The sequence below is a fragment of the Actinoalloteichus caeruleus genome, assembly GCF_049311605.1.
Taxonomy (GTDB): domain Bacteria; phylum Actinomycetota; class Actinomycetes; order Mycobacteriales; family Pseudonocardiaceae; genus Actinoalloteichus_B; species Actinoalloteichus_B caeruleus.
Window position 1 is genome coordinate 5,797,972 of the sequence record NZ_CP186005.1, and the last position, 12,686, is coordinate 5,810,657.

Annotated in this window: 14 protein-coding genes and 1 pseudogene; 6 read left to right on the forward strand and 9 right to left on the reverse strand. The window is 73.5% G+C overall.

Translation table 11 applies throughout. The annotated features are described in order from the left end of the window. Window positions 1–87: 87 nt before the first annotated feature. Window positions 88–1,188, reverse strand: a complete 1,101-nt coding sequence (locus ACOJVX_RS23980; protein WP_051314149.1) for a UDP-N-acetylmuramate dehydrogenase — start codon at window positions 1,186–1,188, stop codon at window positions 88–90. A gap of 17 nt (window positions 1,189–1,205) precedes the next feature. Between ACOJVX_RS23980 and ACOJVX_RS23985 the strand changes: the two genes are divergently transcribed. From ACOJVX_RS23985 to purU, 3 genes are all read left to right on the forward strand, one after another. Further along, window positions 1,206–1,715, forward strand: coding sequence for a DUF2505 domain-containing protein (locus ACOJVX_RS23985; RefSeq protein WP_051314150.1), 510 nt, complete (start codon window positions 1,206–1,208; stop codon window positions 1,713–1,715). Between the two features lie 101 nt (window positions 1,716–1,816). Then, complete coding sequence (locus ACOJVX_RS23990) at window positions 1,817–2,635, forward strand: hypothetical protein (RefSeq protein ID WP_030104543.1); 819 nt, start codon at window positions 1,817–1,819, stop codon at window positions 2,633–2,635. Between the two features lie 300 nt (window positions 2,636–2,935). Next, window positions 2,936–3,817, forward strand: coding sequence for a formyltetrahydrofolate deformylase (gene purU / locus ACOJVX_RS23995; protein ID WP_026419611.1), 882 nt, complete (start codon window positions 2,936–2,938; stop codon window positions 3,815–3,817). A 73-nt stretch (window positions 3,818–3,890) separates the two neighbouring features. On the opposite strand, the gene ACOJVX_RS24000 is transcribed toward purU, so the two are convergent. The 5 genes from ACOJVX_RS24000 to ACOJVX_RS24020 form a co-directional block, all read right to left on the reverse strand. Next, window positions 3,891–4,451, reverse strand: a complete 561-nt coding sequence (locus ACOJVX_RS24000) for a YbaK/EbsC family protein (protein WP_418154971.1) — start codon at window positions 4,449–4,451, stop codon at window positions 3,891–3,893. Window positions 4,452–4,469: 18 nt separating this feature from the next. Beyond that, complete coding sequence (locus tag ACOJVX_RS24005) at window positions 4,470–4,781, reverse strand: DUF2516 family protein (RefSeq protein WP_026419613.1); 312 nt, start codon at window positions 4,779–4,781, stop codon at window positions 4,470–4,472. A 273-nt stretch (window positions 4,782–5,054) separates the two neighbouring features. Further along, window positions 5,055–5,762: a hypothetical protein gene (locus ACOJVX_RS24010; protein WP_051314151.1), complete on the reverse strand. Its 708-nt coding sequence runs from the start codon at window positions 5,760–5,762 to the stop codon at window positions 5,055–5,057. Next, a complete protein-coding gene (locus ACOJVX_RS24015) occupies window positions 5,762–6,232 on the reverse strand; it encodes a helix-turn-helix domain-containing protein (protein WP_026419614.1) in 471 nt (156 codons plus the stop codon). The genes ACOJVX_RS24010 and ACOJVX_RS24015 overlap by 1 nt, the downstream gene beginning before the upstream one ends. Before the next feature lie 296 nt (window positions 6,233–6,528). Next, window positions 6,529–6,933, reverse strand: coding sequence for a DUF5313 family protein (locus tag ACOJVX_RS24020; protein ID WP_026419615.1), 405 nt, complete (start codon window positions 6,931–6,933; stop codon window positions 6,529–6,531). Here ACOJVX_RS24020 and ACOJVX_RS24025 point away from each other — a divergent pair. The 3 genes from ACOJVX_RS24025 (at window position 6,932) to ACOJVX_RS24035 (ending at window position 8,571) form a co-directional block, all read left to right on the forward strand. Further along, the gene (locus ACOJVX_RS24025; protein WP_051314152.1) at window positions 6,932–7,390 is read left to right on the forward strand and encodes a fluoride efflux transporter FluC; all 459 of its coding nucleotides are present in this window, start codon (window positions 6,932–6,934) and stop codon (window positions 7,388–7,390) included. The genes ACOJVX_RS24020 and ACOJVX_RS24025 overlap by 2 nt on opposite strands. 67 nt (window positions 7,391–7,457) lie before the next feature. After that, a complete protein-coding gene (gene crcB / locus ACOJVX_RS24030; protein WP_245588867.1) occupies window positions 7,458–7,835 on the forward strand; it encodes a fluoride efflux transporter CrcB in 378 nt (125 codons plus the stop codon). A gap of 346 nt (window positions 7,836–8,181) precedes the next feature. After that, entirely contained in the window at window positions 8,182–8,571 is a 390-nt protein-coding gene (locus ACOJVX_RS24035) for a zf-TFIIB domain-containing protein (protein WP_035292516.1), read from the forward strand. A gap of 457 nt (window positions 8,572–9,028) precedes the next feature. On the opposite strand, the gene ACOJVX_RS24040 is transcribed toward ACOJVX_RS24035, so the two are convergent. The 3 genes and pseudogenes from ACOJVX_RS24040 to ACOJVX_RS24050 all read right to left on the reverse strand — a co-directional run bounded on the left by ACOJVX_RS24040 (window position 9,029) and on the right by ACOJVX_RS24050 (window position 12,640). Beyond that, window positions 9,029–11,395 (reverse strand): ABC transporter permease, encoded by a 2,367-nt coding sequence (locus ACOJVX_RS24040; RefSeq protein WP_026419619.1) that lies wholly within the window; start codon window positions 11,393–11,395, stop codon window positions 9,029–9,031. Further along, window positions 11,392–12,117: an ABC transporter ATP-binding protein gene (locus ACOJVX_RS24045; RefSeq protein ID WP_051314153.1), complete on the reverse strand. Its 726-nt coding sequence runs from the start codon at window positions 12,115–12,117 to the stop codon at window positions 11,392–11,394. The genes ACOJVX_RS24040 and ACOJVX_RS24045 overlap by 4 nt, the downstream gene beginning before the upstream one ends. Beyond that, window positions 12,114–12,640: pseudogene (locus ACOJVX_RS24050) on the reverse strand (PadR family transcriptional regulator). Before ACOJVX_RS24050 ends, ACOJVX_RS24045 begins: the two are co-directional and overlap by 4 nt. Between the last annotated feature and the right edge of the window lie 46 nt (window positions 12,641–12,686).

The following is a 12,686-nucleotide window of genomic DNA, read 5'->3' on the forward strand; positions in this document are numbered from 1 at the left end:
CGGCCCCACCGGCCACCACTGGTAACCAGTTCCGGTGAGCGGTCCGGCGGGGGCCGGGGCCCGTCTCACCCCCACCGCCCGCCGGTCTCAGAGCGCGCAGTTCACCAACACGGGTTCCGGCTCCAGCACGACACCGAACGCCGCTCGGACACCGTCACGGACCTCCGAGGCCAGCGCCAGCAGGTCCGCGGTGCTCCCCGTCCCCCGGTTGGTGAGGGCCAACGTGTGCTTGCTCGACAACGCCACCCGGCCGCCGGGGCCCTGGTGGCCGCGCCGGAAGCCCGCTCGCTCGATGAGCCAGGCCGCGGAGAACTTGGTGCGCCCCGGCCCTCCCGGGTACCTCGGCACCGGTGCCTCCCCGCCGAGCCGCTCGGCGATCCGGGCGAGGACCTCGGGAACGGCCTCGTCGGGCACCAACGGGTTGGTGAAGAACGATCCGGCGCTCCAGGTGTCGTGGTCCGCCGGGTCCAGCACCATGCCCTTGCCGGCACGCAGCGCGAGCACCGCCTCCCGCGCGGCGGCGAGCGGCACCCGGTCGCCCAGTTCGACCCCGAGCGCCCTGGCCAGTTCGGGGTACCGGATGGGCACGGAGGAGCCGCTGTCCGCCAGTGCGAAGCGCGCGCGGAGGACGACCGACGTGGCGCTGCCCTTGAGCCGGCTCGTCCGGTAGGCCAGCCCCAGGTCGGCTGCGGGCACGGTGCGGACGCACCCGTCGAGGCGGTCGTAGACGTCCACCGAGTCGAGCAGCTCCGCGACCTCCACGCCGTAGGCGCCCACGTTCTGCACGGGGACCGCGCCCACCCGGCCCGGGATGCCGGACAGGCACTCCACGCCCGAGAGCCCGTCGGCGACGGCGGCGGCCACGACCGCGTCCCAGTCCTCACCCGCCTCGACCGTGAGCTGGACGGTGCCGTCCGCGACGCGGTCCGCTCGTCTCCCCGTCGTCGCCACCCGCACCACGGTCCCGGCGAACCCCTCGTCGCCGACGACCAGGTTGGATCCACCACCGAGGACGAGGACGTCGTCACCGCCGGTGTCGGCCCGCCGCAGCGCTTCGACGAGGTCCTCCGCCGTGGTCGCCTCCACGAGGCGGGCCGCGGGCCCGCCCAGGTGGAGGGTGGTGTGCTCGGCGAGGGGAACGGCGACGCCGACGGCCTCGCCGGACGAACGAGTAGTCACGGACGCCAACGGTAATCTGTGCTGCCATGGCACGCCCCATCCAGTTCACCCTCCACGCCGACTCCCTCTCCCCCGACGAGCTCCACGCGGTGCTGGTCGACGAGACGTACCTGCGGGACAGACTGGCCGAGCTCGGCGGTTCCTCGGCGGAACTGGTCGCGTTGACCAGCGACGACAACGGGTCCCGCGCGGTCTTCCGACACGGCATCTCCTCCGGCGGGCTGCCGGCCGCGATGCGTTCGATCGCCCCGAACGGGATCTCGGTCGAACGCACCGAGACGTGGCGGCGCGAGGGCGCGGGCTACGTGGGAACGATGGCGGCCAGGGTCACCGACACCCCCGCCACCATCGACGCCACCACGTCGATCCGCCCGGTGGGCGGGGGCGCGGAACTCCGGGGTGCCGGCCAGGTCACGGTCCGGCTCCCACTCGTCGGCGGGATGGTGGAGAAGGCGGTGTCCGAGCAGGTCACCGCGCTGCTCGACGCGGAGTCCCGCTTCACGCTGGAGTACGTCGCCCGCCGGCGCAGCGGCTGATCCCGTCACGGAACGAGCGGGCGCGCCCCGGAGATCGACCACCTCCCACCGCGCTGGACGGCGGACCCGGGCGACGGTGGAGAGGTGTGGGAGGACATCGGATGGCCAAGCGAGCGCCCCGACTGGCGGCCGGCCGCGCCCGCGCGCTGGGCATGCCGACCAGGGGCACCACCGGGCCGAACCGGTTGCGGCGGGTGGACCGCTGGGTGCGCGGCACGCCGTGGGTGTCCCAGGTGTTGCGGTCGGCCGCCGATCCGCTCGTGGTCGACCTCGGCTACGGGAGCTCACCGGTGACCACCGTCGAGCTCGCCGCGCGCCTCACCGATGTGCGGAGCGACGTGCGCGTGCTGGGCCTGGAGATCGATGGGGAGCGGGTCGGCAACGCCGTCCGCCTGGCCGACCCACCCCGGCTCCGCTTCACCCGCGGTGGTTTCGAACTCGCCGGTCAGCGCCCGGTGCTGGTGCGGGCGTTCAACGTGCTCCGCCAGTACGCGGAACCCGAGGCACTGGCGGCGTGGACCACCATCACGTCCGGTCTGGCGCCGGGCGGTCTCCTCGTGGAGGGGACCTGTGACGAGATCGGCCGGCGGTGCTGCTGGGTCACCCTCTCCCGGAACGGTCCCCTGAGCTTCACCATGGCCTGCTCGCCCGCGCACATCGACACACCGTCCGACCTGGCCGAACGCCTGCCCAAGGCGCTCATCCACCGCAACGTGCCCGGGGAACGGGTCCACGCGCTGCTGGCGGAACTGGACTCGTGCTGGGCCACCGCGGCGCCCTTGCGCCCGTTCGGGCCCCGCGCGCGGTGGGCGGAGGCCGTGCGCCTCCTCACGGCCAGGGGGTGGCCGGTCCGGGACAACCACCGCCGGTGGCGGGCCGGGGAACTCACCGTGGACTGGTCGGCCGTCGCCCCGGGCTGAGCGGACCACGGGGTTGCCGCACCCCACGCCCCCAGGGCCCTCCCCCGGACGCGCGGGGGCGCCACGACGTCGACCCGGCGGCCTCACGTGGATGCTCCACCGGGTCGGCTCCCGCCATGCCCCCGGCGCGGGTCCCTCGTCGGCGTGAACCCACCGTCGCGCCCCGGTCACCGGACGCGGCCGGCGCCGTCCCCGCCGGCCCGCCCACCGCCTGACCTGCGGTCGAGCACCGCGCTGGTGGGCGTCATCGGTACCGGGCAGTGCGGGAGCCGACCAGGCGGAATGACAGACTCAGCAACCATGTCCACGCCAGACCGCCGTTACGTCATCACCCTCGGCTGCCCGGACCGCACCGGGATCGTCGCCGCGATCTCCGGGTTCCTGTACCGCCTGGGGGGCTCGATCGTCGGCGCTGGCTACCACACCGACCCGGAGACCAACTGGTTCTTCACCCGGCAGGAGGTGCGGGCCGACTCCCTCGACCTCGACCTCGAGGAGTTGCGCGCCCGGTTCGCCGAGGTCGCCGCCGAGCTGGGGGATCGCACGGAGTGGCGGGTGAGCGACAGCGGAACCCGTCGCCGCGTGGTCCTGCTGGTCTCCCGGGCCGGGCACTGCCTCTACGACCTGCTCGGCCGGGTCGCCTCCGGGGAACTCGACGTCGACGTCCGCGCGGTGATCGGGAACCACACCGACCTCGCCGGGATCACCGAGGCGCACGGCATCCCCTTCCACCACGTGCCCTTCCCCGCCTCCGGGCGGGAGCCTGAACGCCGCGCGGAGGCCTTCGCCCGGGTGGCCGAGATCGTCGACGAGCACGACCCCGACGCCGTGGTGCTGGCCCGCTTCATGCAGATCCTGCCGACCGAGCTGTGCCAGCGGTGGGCCGGGCGGGTGCTGAACATCCACCACAGCTTCCTGCCGTCCTTCATCGGAGCCCGCCCCTACCACCAGGCGCACACCCGGGGCGTGAAGCTCATCGGCGCGACCTGCCACTACGTGACGGCCGACCTGGACGAGGGGCCGATCATCGAACAGGACGTGATCCGGGTGGACCACGGCGACTCGGTGGCGGACATGGTGCGCAAGGGCCGGGACATCGAGAAGGTCGTCCTCGCCAGGGGCCTGCGGTGGCACCTGGAGGACCGGGTCCTGACCCACGGCAACCGCACCGTCGTGTTCTGACCAGCGCCGCGCGCACCCCAACGGCCCCCGGAGCCGGGCGGGCGGACACGACGACGTCGGCGCCCGGTCGAGGTCAGGAGACCGGGAGAACGCCCAGCCCCGGGAGGGATTCGGCGCCGGGGAGCGCGAGCAGGGCGGCACCGGGCGCGACGAGCTTGCCGTGCCGAACCCCGCTGCCCAGGACCACGAGCGGAGCCGTGAGGACGGCCTCGTCCACCAGCAGCGGCCACCCCGGGGGCAGCCCGAGCGGGGTGATGCCCCCGTACTCCATCCCGGTCAGCTCCACCGCGTCCCGCTGCGCCGCGAACGACGCCTTCCGCACGTCGAGCCGCCGCCTGGCGGCCCCGTTCACGTCCACCCTGGTCGTGGCGAGCACCAGGCAGCCGGCCGTGCGGGTCTCGCCGGACCGCCGGCCCGAGACGACCACGCAGTTGGCCGAGGCGTCGAGCGGAACCTCGTACCGTTCGGTGAACCTCGCGGTGTCGGAGTCGTCGGGGTCGATCTCGGCGACCCCGAACTGGCGGGCGACATCGGGTGGAAGGGCGGCCAGGGCCGCCGCGACCGGCTCGGCCAGCAGGTCGGTGTGATCCGTCGCGGGCTCGGTACCCAGTGCTCCGATGCTGAAGGTGCCCATCTGGTGGAGGCTAGCCGCCTACCACCTCGGCCCGCGTTGCACGTCGGTGATCCTCGGTCGAACGTCGACGATGTACACCAGAGCCGCCACGAGGCCGGCGATCCAGAACATCGTGCCCAGCCCGATCGGGTGGAACAGCAGCAGCACCAGGGTCGCGCCACCGGTGATGCCCATCCAGGCGTTCTTGCTCAGCTTGTCCGCCGCCACGAAGGCATCCGCCCGCTGGGTCACCGCGTGCAGGAAGGCGAACGCTCCCACTGGAATCCCAGCGAGCTTGATGGCCAACAGGATCCAGGCGATGGGCTCGAGAGCTGGGTGTCCCTGGTACATGCCCCCAGCCTACGGGCCGAGTGGAAGGGGTGTCCCCGAGTGTCGGCCGAGGTCCACGTCCGACAGGGGCCGACGGGTGACCTCGGTCACGAGTGGACGGCGCGCCCCGCCCGGCCGCCAGCCATCCGGCGCGGGCTCTGCGGGGCGCACCCCCCGGCCGGCGCCGGCCCCCCGGCCACGGCACGACCCGGAGACGTGGTCGGCCCGCCGGCAGGCGAAGGGGCAGGGCCGCCCCACTCGGGGCGACCCTGCCCTTTTGGTCTTCGGCCGCGTTCAGTCCTTCTTCTGGCCGCGCCGAGCACCGCCGGTCGGCGCCTTCCTCGGCGTGCGGTTGGCCGCCTTCCTGCTCGTGCTCCGCGTCGCCGAGGCGGCGGACGCGCCGGCCTCGGTGACGGCGTCAGCCGCTTCCTCGGCGGTGTCCCGCACCGCGCGGGCGGTCTCGTCGGCGGCCTTCCTCGTGGCCACCGCCACCTTCTCGCCGGTGGACCGGGTGCTCCGGCTCACCTTGCCGAGCACGTCGTCCGCGAGCTCGCGGACGTCCTCGACGACCGTCTCCACCCGTTCCTGGGCGGTGTCCACGCCGGCTCCGACCTGGTCGAACGCCTGCTGGACCCGAGGCTGGGCGCGCAGCCTGCCCAAGGTCTCCTCGCCGCGTTCGGCGAGGGTGCCGTAGATCCGGACGGCGGCTTCGCTGTAGGCGTCGACCAGTTTGCGGAGCTCGGCCGGGTCGAACTTCTCCCGCCACTGGCCGGTGTCGAGCTGCAGTTCGCCGATGCCGTCCTTGGCGGCCTCGGCGCGCTCGGCGAGCTCCTTCCGGGCGCGTTCCAGCGCGTCACGAACCGTCCTCGCCGCGACGTCGCCGGCTCCCAGCACGGCCAGGAGCGGGGTGCGGGCCTGGGACAGCACCTCGTTCACGACGGCGGACGCCTGCTCGCGCGCCTTGTCGATGTCCTCAGCGGTGGGCAGTGCGGGCATGGTCATCACTCCTTGTCGTGGGGTCGGATCTCGGAGGAGACGGGCGGGACCTCTCCCGCTCCGGCTCCGCTCAGGTCGACGGACCGGCCGACCGCGGAGTCGTCGGGATCTTCGGCGGCCTGCTCGGCTCCGACGCGGAACGACTCGTAGACGGCCAGCAGGGCCTGCTTCTGCTGCTCTGTGAGGTCCGGGTCGGCGTGGATGGCGTCCACCACCGGCCCCCCTCGCGGCCGGTCGAGGATCCCGGCCTGGACGTAGAGGGTCTCGGCGGAGATGCGCAGCCCCTTGGCGATCTGCGAGAGGATCTCGGCGCTGGGGCGTCGGAGCCCCCGCTCGATCTGGCTGAGGTAGGGGTTGGACACCCCCGCCGCCCTCGCGAGCTGCCGCAGGGAGATCTGGGCGTTGTTCCGCTGGGTGCGGATGTACTCACCGATGTCGGCGACAGCCCGGTTGACCACCCTGTCGACCCGTGGCATCGGCACGTCTCCCTGTCCTCGATCAGCGGCGGACTCGCTCGCGCGGACGTTCTCCGCGCTTTCGACGGTACGCGCGCGTGCTAGCTACCGCAAGCACCCTGCTTGCACGGCCCCATGCCCGCGCGTCCGCTGGCCCCTCGAGGCCGGGATCCGATCAGGGACGAGCGGGTGCGCCGTCGACGCCTCCGACGCCCGAGAGCACCGGGGGACCCCGAGGCCGAGGCCGGGCGGGGGACGGCGCCGGCGGGAAGCCGGGCGAGCGAGGACGGGGAACGGGTGGCGAGCGGTGCCCCTGCTCAGGGGGAGGAACGCCATCGGGCCGCGTAGCGGGCGCTCTCCTCCTGCCGCAGCCGTTCCCGGTCCGCCCGGCGGACCGCCGAGGCGTGGTTGGGCGGGTACCCGTACCTGACGAGACGGGCGTCCGCCTTCTCGATGGCGTAGGACAGGGAGAAGTAGACGCCGACGATGAGGCCGAGGAAGACCGACATCGCCGCGACCAGCGGCTCACCGCTCACGAGCCACAGCGCCCATGCGACCAGCGCGGCCACCGGGGCCAGGCGGACGAACGCCCGTGCCCCGTACCGCCACAGCCAACCCGGGGTGGTGACGTCCGCGAGCACCCACTCCCGGTACCGCCCCGGCAGCCGTCCTCCGAGGGCGTACCAGAGCAGCTGCGGCGGATTCGGGCGAGGAGAGCTCATGCCAGGGACGCTACCGAAGGCCGCCCTCGGGGACTACCGTCGAGCCGTCATGGCCGGGAGGAGTCAGCTCGCGACGGTGGGCGTGGTCGCGCTGGGCGGTGTGGTGGGCTCGCTCGCCCGCCACGGCGTCGGCGTGGCGTTGCCCACGGGCGGCCCGTCCCTCGCGACCTGGTCGGTCAACCTGCTCGGGTCCTTCCTGATCGGCGTGGTGGCCGTGCTCGCCCCGCGCGTCTGGCCGCGCCTCCCCCTGCTCCGGCCGTTCCTCGTCACCGGGGTGATCAGCGGGTTCACCACCTTCTCCGCCCACAGCGTCGAGGTGACGGCACTGCTGGTCGCCGGCAGGCCGGCGGTCGCCGTGCTGGTGCTCGCCGGCACCCTCCTCGGGGCGCTGGTGGCCGTGGCGGGCGGGGACGCGTTCGCGCGGTGGGTGGTGCGGACCCGGGAGGGGCGGTGGTGATGCGGCGCGGCCCGGACGGGCGGAGCCCGGCGAACGCGTTCGCTCCCAGTGCCGCCGGGGGTACGGCGTGCTGACCTCGCTCCTGGTCGCCGTGGGGGCTGGCGTCGGCGCGCCGCTGCGCTACCTCGTCGACCGGGCCGCGCGGAGGTGGTATCCCGGCCCCTTCCCCCTCGGCACACTGCTCGTGAACGTGAGCGGCTCCCTGGTGTTCGGGCTGCTGGCCGCCGGGCTGGTCGCGGGGTGGGCGCCGACCTGGTCGGAGCCGCTCCTGGGAGCCGGCCTGTGCGGGGCGTTCACCACCTACTCGACCTTCGCCCACGACACACTGGCCCTGTTCGACGACCGCCGGCGGTGGCTGGCGCTGGCGAACGTGGGAGCCAACCTGGCGCTCGGGCTGGCGGCCGCCGCGCTGGGCTGGGGACTCGGCTCGCTGTTCCTCGGGTGACCCCCGGTGACCCCGGCCCGGCGCCGTCCCGATCGTGCCCGCTCGCGCACCCCGCGCCGCGAACCGAGCCCCGGCCAGGGGCGACGCGGAGCCTCCGCCGGGCACCCGGGCCTGGACCACCGAGACTCGGCGGAGGGGCGTCCCGACCCGCCCCCTCCCGGCGGGGAGGGGGCGGGGCACCCCGGCGGTCCCGTGTGCCGGCGCGAAGGGTGACCCTGGGGCTGGTGGCTCCCACGGGAGGGGAGCCAGCCCCCGAACGCGCGAGGCTCCGGCCGCGCCACGCGCGCGCAGCGGCGGTACCGACGACCTCACCGGGTACGAACGAGGTCGTTCCTACTCTGACGGCATGGATCTGCTATGCCCCAAGTGTCACGACGTGATGCGCACGTACGAGCGCAACGGAGTGCACATCGAGCAGTGCCAGGGCTGCCGGGGGATCTTCCTCGACCGGGGGGAACTCGAACAGCTCGCACTCGCCGAGCGGGCGCACTACGGCCGGCCGGCGCCACCACCCGGACCTCGCCCCGGCCCACCCCCCTCGCGGGTCCACGACCGCCGTCACGAGCCCCATCCCCGGAGCGACGACCGGTACCGCGACCGCTACCGGGACGACCACCGCGACCGCGAGTACTGGGACGACGACCACCGCGACCGGGACCACCACGGACGGTACCGGGACTCCAAGAAGAAGCGGCGCAAGGACTTCCTGGACAACGTGTTCGACATCTTCGGGTGATCCGCCGGCCGCCGGGTGGCGCGTCCTCGCCCGCCCGGGCCGGCACCTCGCACGGCCGAACCCGCTGCGGCTACCGGACCCGCTGCGCACGGCGGGCCGCGCCCGCTCGCCTACCGCCGCCGGTGAGGCGCGCTCGCCGTGCCCGGGACCCCGCGCCCATCCCCCGGTGGGAGCGTGCGGACGGGTCGCGGCGAACACGGGCGGAGCACCTCGCGGGCCGACCGATCGGCCTCGCCCCGGGCACCCGTGCGGCGGGTACCGCGCCGGAGCATCGTCCTCCCGGGAAGGGCCTGGGCCGTGGCCACCCCGTTCGACCACGGCCCAGGCTCGCCGGCGGCCGTCACGGTGAACCGACGCGGCTTCGTCGGGTCCACTCCGGTCGCCACCAGGCTGGTGCCGCGCCCCGAACGCCGCACCACCACCGAGGACTCCCCCGGCGCAGCTCGCCCGGCCCTACCTATTCCGAACGGAGCTCCTCCGGGCGGGACGCGCGCCGGAGTGTGGGCAGCGTACACAAAGTCACCACGAGAACGGCTGCCGCCGACACGCCCGCCATCGCCGCGATCCCGGCCCAGTCCGGTTCGAAGTGGTCGAAGAGGAGGACGAGGGCCAACCCGGCGATCAGCAGTCCCACCACCACGGCGATGAACAGTCCCGCGACCATCGGGATCGCCGTCTGCACCAGCACGGACCCGGCCAGCGTGCGCCGACGCGCCCCCACCGCCGCCACCACGGCCAGCGGGCGGCGCCGCTCCTGGATCTGTTCCACGGCCACCACCAGCAGGCTGCTCGCCACCAGCGCGAAGGTGATCAACGCTCCGATCCAGAGCCCCTGGCGAGCGTGGACGAGGGAGCTGGCCTCCTCGTCGAAGCTGAGGATGTCGTCGTACAGGTAGGTCGCGGGCAACTCCTCCCAGACCGCGCTGCGCACCTCCTCGACCAGCCTCGGATCCACCTCGTCGAACCGCAGGTGCAGGTGCTGGTAGTAGGTGGCCTCGGGCAGGTCGACCGCGGCCCCGGGGGTGAGGACCAGGGCGCGACCGTGGTACCAGCCGACGGTCTCGTCCAGGGGCTTGATCACCCTGGCGCCGGCCGGAATCTCGAAGGGCTCGCCCACCCGCACCGGCTCCCCAGGCCTCACCGGCCAGATGTTGGGGTCGAGGGTCAGTGTCTGCCCAGGGACGAGCGGAATGGGCTCGCCGTCCAGGGCCGCGCGGTAGGAACTGCCGTCCACGCAGTCGTTCACCTCGAACATCGTGACCAGGCTGGGGCAGTCGCCGATCACGACCGGGAAGTGGTCCCCGTCCCCGTCCTCGCCCGACGTCTCCAGCCACCCGGTGACGTGCCCCTCGGGGAAGTCGGCGGACAGGGAGTCGAGCAGGCCACGGAGCGCGTCAACGCCCTCCTCCCTCGGGACCGGGATCACCTGGGGTGAGGAGGAAATGGTGAATCCGGAGCTCCCGTCCCCGGTCGCCTCGATCTCCCTGAGCGACGCGGCGGTCGAGGTGAGCACGGCCTGGAGCGCGATGACACCCGCCAGGACGACCGCGACGCTGCTGACGGACCGGGAGGCCGTCGAACTGTCCAGCTGGAGACGTCGCACCGCGAGCTGCCACGCCACCGGCCCCCCGCGTGCCCCACCGACGAGCCGCTCGACGATCCACGGCAGCAGGGCGGGGATGCTGGCCAGCATCAGGACCACCGAGGTGGTCAGGAGCAACGGCGCGAAATCGTTGCTCCCCGAGAGCATGCCCCAGTTGACCAGAGCCATCCCGACCAGGCCGAGCAACAGCGGGACGGCCCGCCACCCCAGTTGCCTCGGTTCCGCCGCGCCCGCCCTGGCCGCCCCCAGTGGTTCGACCGCGACGCGACGCGTCGCGAAGAGGGCACTGCCGACCGCGAGCAGCGGCAGTCCCACGACCACGACGGCCAGGATCCACGGGTTCGGGCGGATGTCGTCCGGGAACAGCCCGCCCTCCACGATCGGGAGGGACGTCAGCCACGCCCTGGCGACCGCGAAGAGCAGCGCTCCGACCAGCAGCCCGAGAGCGGTTCCGAGCAGGGCCTCGCCGACGGCCAGCCGCCGGATCTGGTGGCGGTCGGCGCCCAGCAGCCGCAGCGCGGCCAGTCGACGGATGCGGGAGAACTCCGCCAGCCGGGTCGCGTTGGCTACGAAGACGACGACGGGCACGAGGATCGCCCCGGTCCCCACCGCGTAGCTGACCCAGAGGATCGGGGACAGGGTTCCGATCCGGTCGTACCCGCCGAAACCGACCACCACGTCCGACTGGACCATCGGCCGTTCCGCGCCGGCGTAGAAGTACAGATCGGACGGCCCTGTCAGCCCCTCCGGGCCGATCTCGCCGACGACGCGCTCGGGGAAGCGGGGCCGGAGCAGCTCCCCTTCGGGGGCGGCCAGCAGCTCGCGCAGGGCAGGGGAGATGACGATCTCCCCTGGGCCTGGCAGCGCGTCGACGCCGGGCGGGAGCGGGGACTCGGGGCCGACGTCGGTGACGTAGAAACCCCTGATCCGTTCGTTCTGGAACCTGGTGCTGGCGGAGGTCGCCGCCAGCGCCGCGGCCGGTACGCCCTCCGCGTCGGACAGCTCGTGGACGGCGACGGGGGCCCGCGCCGCGTCCCGCTCCTCGCGGAGGCCGATGATCTCGGGCAACGTGGCGACGGCGAAGAGGGCCGTGACGCCGAGCGCGATCCCGGCCGCGCTCAGGCCCATCCGGCCCCAGGGGGTGCGGCCGGTCAACGCCAACCTGACCCCCAGCGCGAGGTCGCGCAGCCAGCGAACCGGTGTGAAGGACGGCGGACTCACAGGTTCCGCTCCCCGTTCGCCCGCTGGTCGTCGGTCCGCCCGTCCCGAACGATCACCTCGCGGTCGGAGTAGGCGGCGACGCGTGGTTCGTGGGTGACCAGGACGACGGCGGCATCCGTCTCCCTCGCGACGGATGCGAGCAGGGTCATCACCTCGTCCCCCTGCACCGAGTCGAGGGCGCCGGTCGGCTCGTCGGCGAAGACGACCCTCGGACCGGCCACCAAGGCCCGCGCGATGGCCGTGCGTTGTCCCTGCCCGCCGGAGATCTCGCCGGGGCGCTGGTCGGCCACGGAACCCACGCCCAGCCGGTCCAGCCACTCGAGGGCCTGCCGTTCCGCCACCCGACGCCGCTTCCCCGACAACCGCAACGGCATCGCCACGTTCTCGAGGGCCGTCAGCTCGGGGATGAGCTGGCCGAACTGGAAGACGAACCCGAAGGAGGTGCGGCGCAGCTCGCTGCGCCGCACATCGTTCATCGCCGAGACCTCCTGGCCGTCGAACACCACCGAGCCGGCCGTGGGCACCAGGATTCCGGCGAGGCAGTGCAACAGGGTCGACTTGCCCGAACCAGAGGGGCCGAGGACCGCGACCATCTCACCGGGCTCGATCGTGAAGTTCGCGCCTCTGAGCGCCGGGTTCCGCCCGAAGGTGAGTTCGAGTCCCACCGCGGTGAGCAGCGGCCCGGATCCACCGTCCGCCGCACCCCTCACGCCCGCCGTCATTCCTGTCCCCCGTTGTTCACGAGCTGTCCCATCCTCGCCTCGGCGGTGTCCAACCATCTCAGGTCCGCCTCGAGGTGCGGCAGCGCGTAGTCGCGCACGAGCTGGTCGGCCACGTCGCCATCCCGTTTCCCGCGGGTGAACTCGCGCATCAGCGTCAGGTGCTCTCCCCGTTGCAGGTCGATCACCGGACGGGATCGCGTCCCGTGAGCAGGGCGAGGCTCAGTTCCGTGTACGACACGTTCCGCAGGTGGGCGGTGGGTCTCTCCGGGGTGGAGAGCCACTCGGCGACGTGGCGGCGACCGGCCTCGGTGATCGTGTGGCGCTCGCGCTCCGGTCCCGAGCCGGGTTCCGTCCGCTCCACCTCGACCACCCCGTCCCGCAGCGAGCGGGACAGGGTCGAGTGGACCTGGCCGAACTTCAGTTCCCGCTCGCGGCCGAAGCGCTCGTCATAGGCACGTTCGAGGTCGTCACCGTGCCGAGCCCCCTGGTCGAGCAGCCCGAGCAGGGCCTGGCTCGTCGACATGGGGCGCACCCTACACCGGGTGTACGCACCGGGTGCGCAACTCCTG

Coding starts and splice junctions, on each gene's coding strand:
- ACOJVX_RS23985 (WP_051314150.1), top strand. CDS start 1,206: ATGGCACGCCCCATCCAGTTCACCCTCCACGCCGACTCCCTCTCCCCC.
- ACOJVX_RS23990 (WP_030104543.1), top strand. CDS start 1,817: ATGGCCAAGCGAGCGCCCCGACTGGCGGCCGGCCGCGCCCGCGCGCTG.
- purU (WP_026419611.1), top strand. CDS start 2,936: ATGTCCACGCCAGACCGCCGTTACGTCATCACCCTCGGCTGCCCGGAC.
- ACOJVX_RS24000 (WP_418154971.1), bottom strand. CDS start 4,451: ATGGGCACCTTCAGCATCGGAGCACTGGGTACCGAGCCCGCGACGGAT.
- ACOJVX_RS24005 (WP_026419613.1), bottom strand. CDS start 4,781: ATGTACCAGGGACACCCAGCTCTCGAGCCCATCGCCTGGATCCTGTTG.
- ACOJVX_RS24010 (WP_051314151.1), bottom strand. CDS start 5,762: ATGACCATGCCCGCACTGCCCACCGCTGAGGACATCGACAAGGCGCGC.
- ACOJVX_RS24015 (WP_026419614.1), bottom strand. CDS start 6,232: ATGCCACGGGTCGACAGGGTGGTCAACCGGGCTGTCGCCGACATCGGT.
- ACOJVX_RS24025 (WP_051314152.1), top strand. CDS start 6,932: ATGCCAGGGACGCTACCGAAGGCCGCCCTCGGGGACTACCGTCGAGCC.
- ACOJVX_RS24020 (WP_026419615.1), bottom strand. CDS start 6,933: ATGAGCTCTCCTCGCCCGAATCCGCCGCAGCTGCTCTGGTACGCCCTC.
- ACOJVX_RS24035 (WP_035292516.1), top strand. CDS start 8,182: ATGGATCTGCTATGCCCCAAGTGTCACGACGTGATGCGCACGTACGAG.
- ACOJVX_RS24045 (WP_051314153.1), bottom strand. CDS start 12,117: ATGACGGCGGGCGTGAGGGGTGCGGCGGACGGTGGATCCGGGCCGCTG.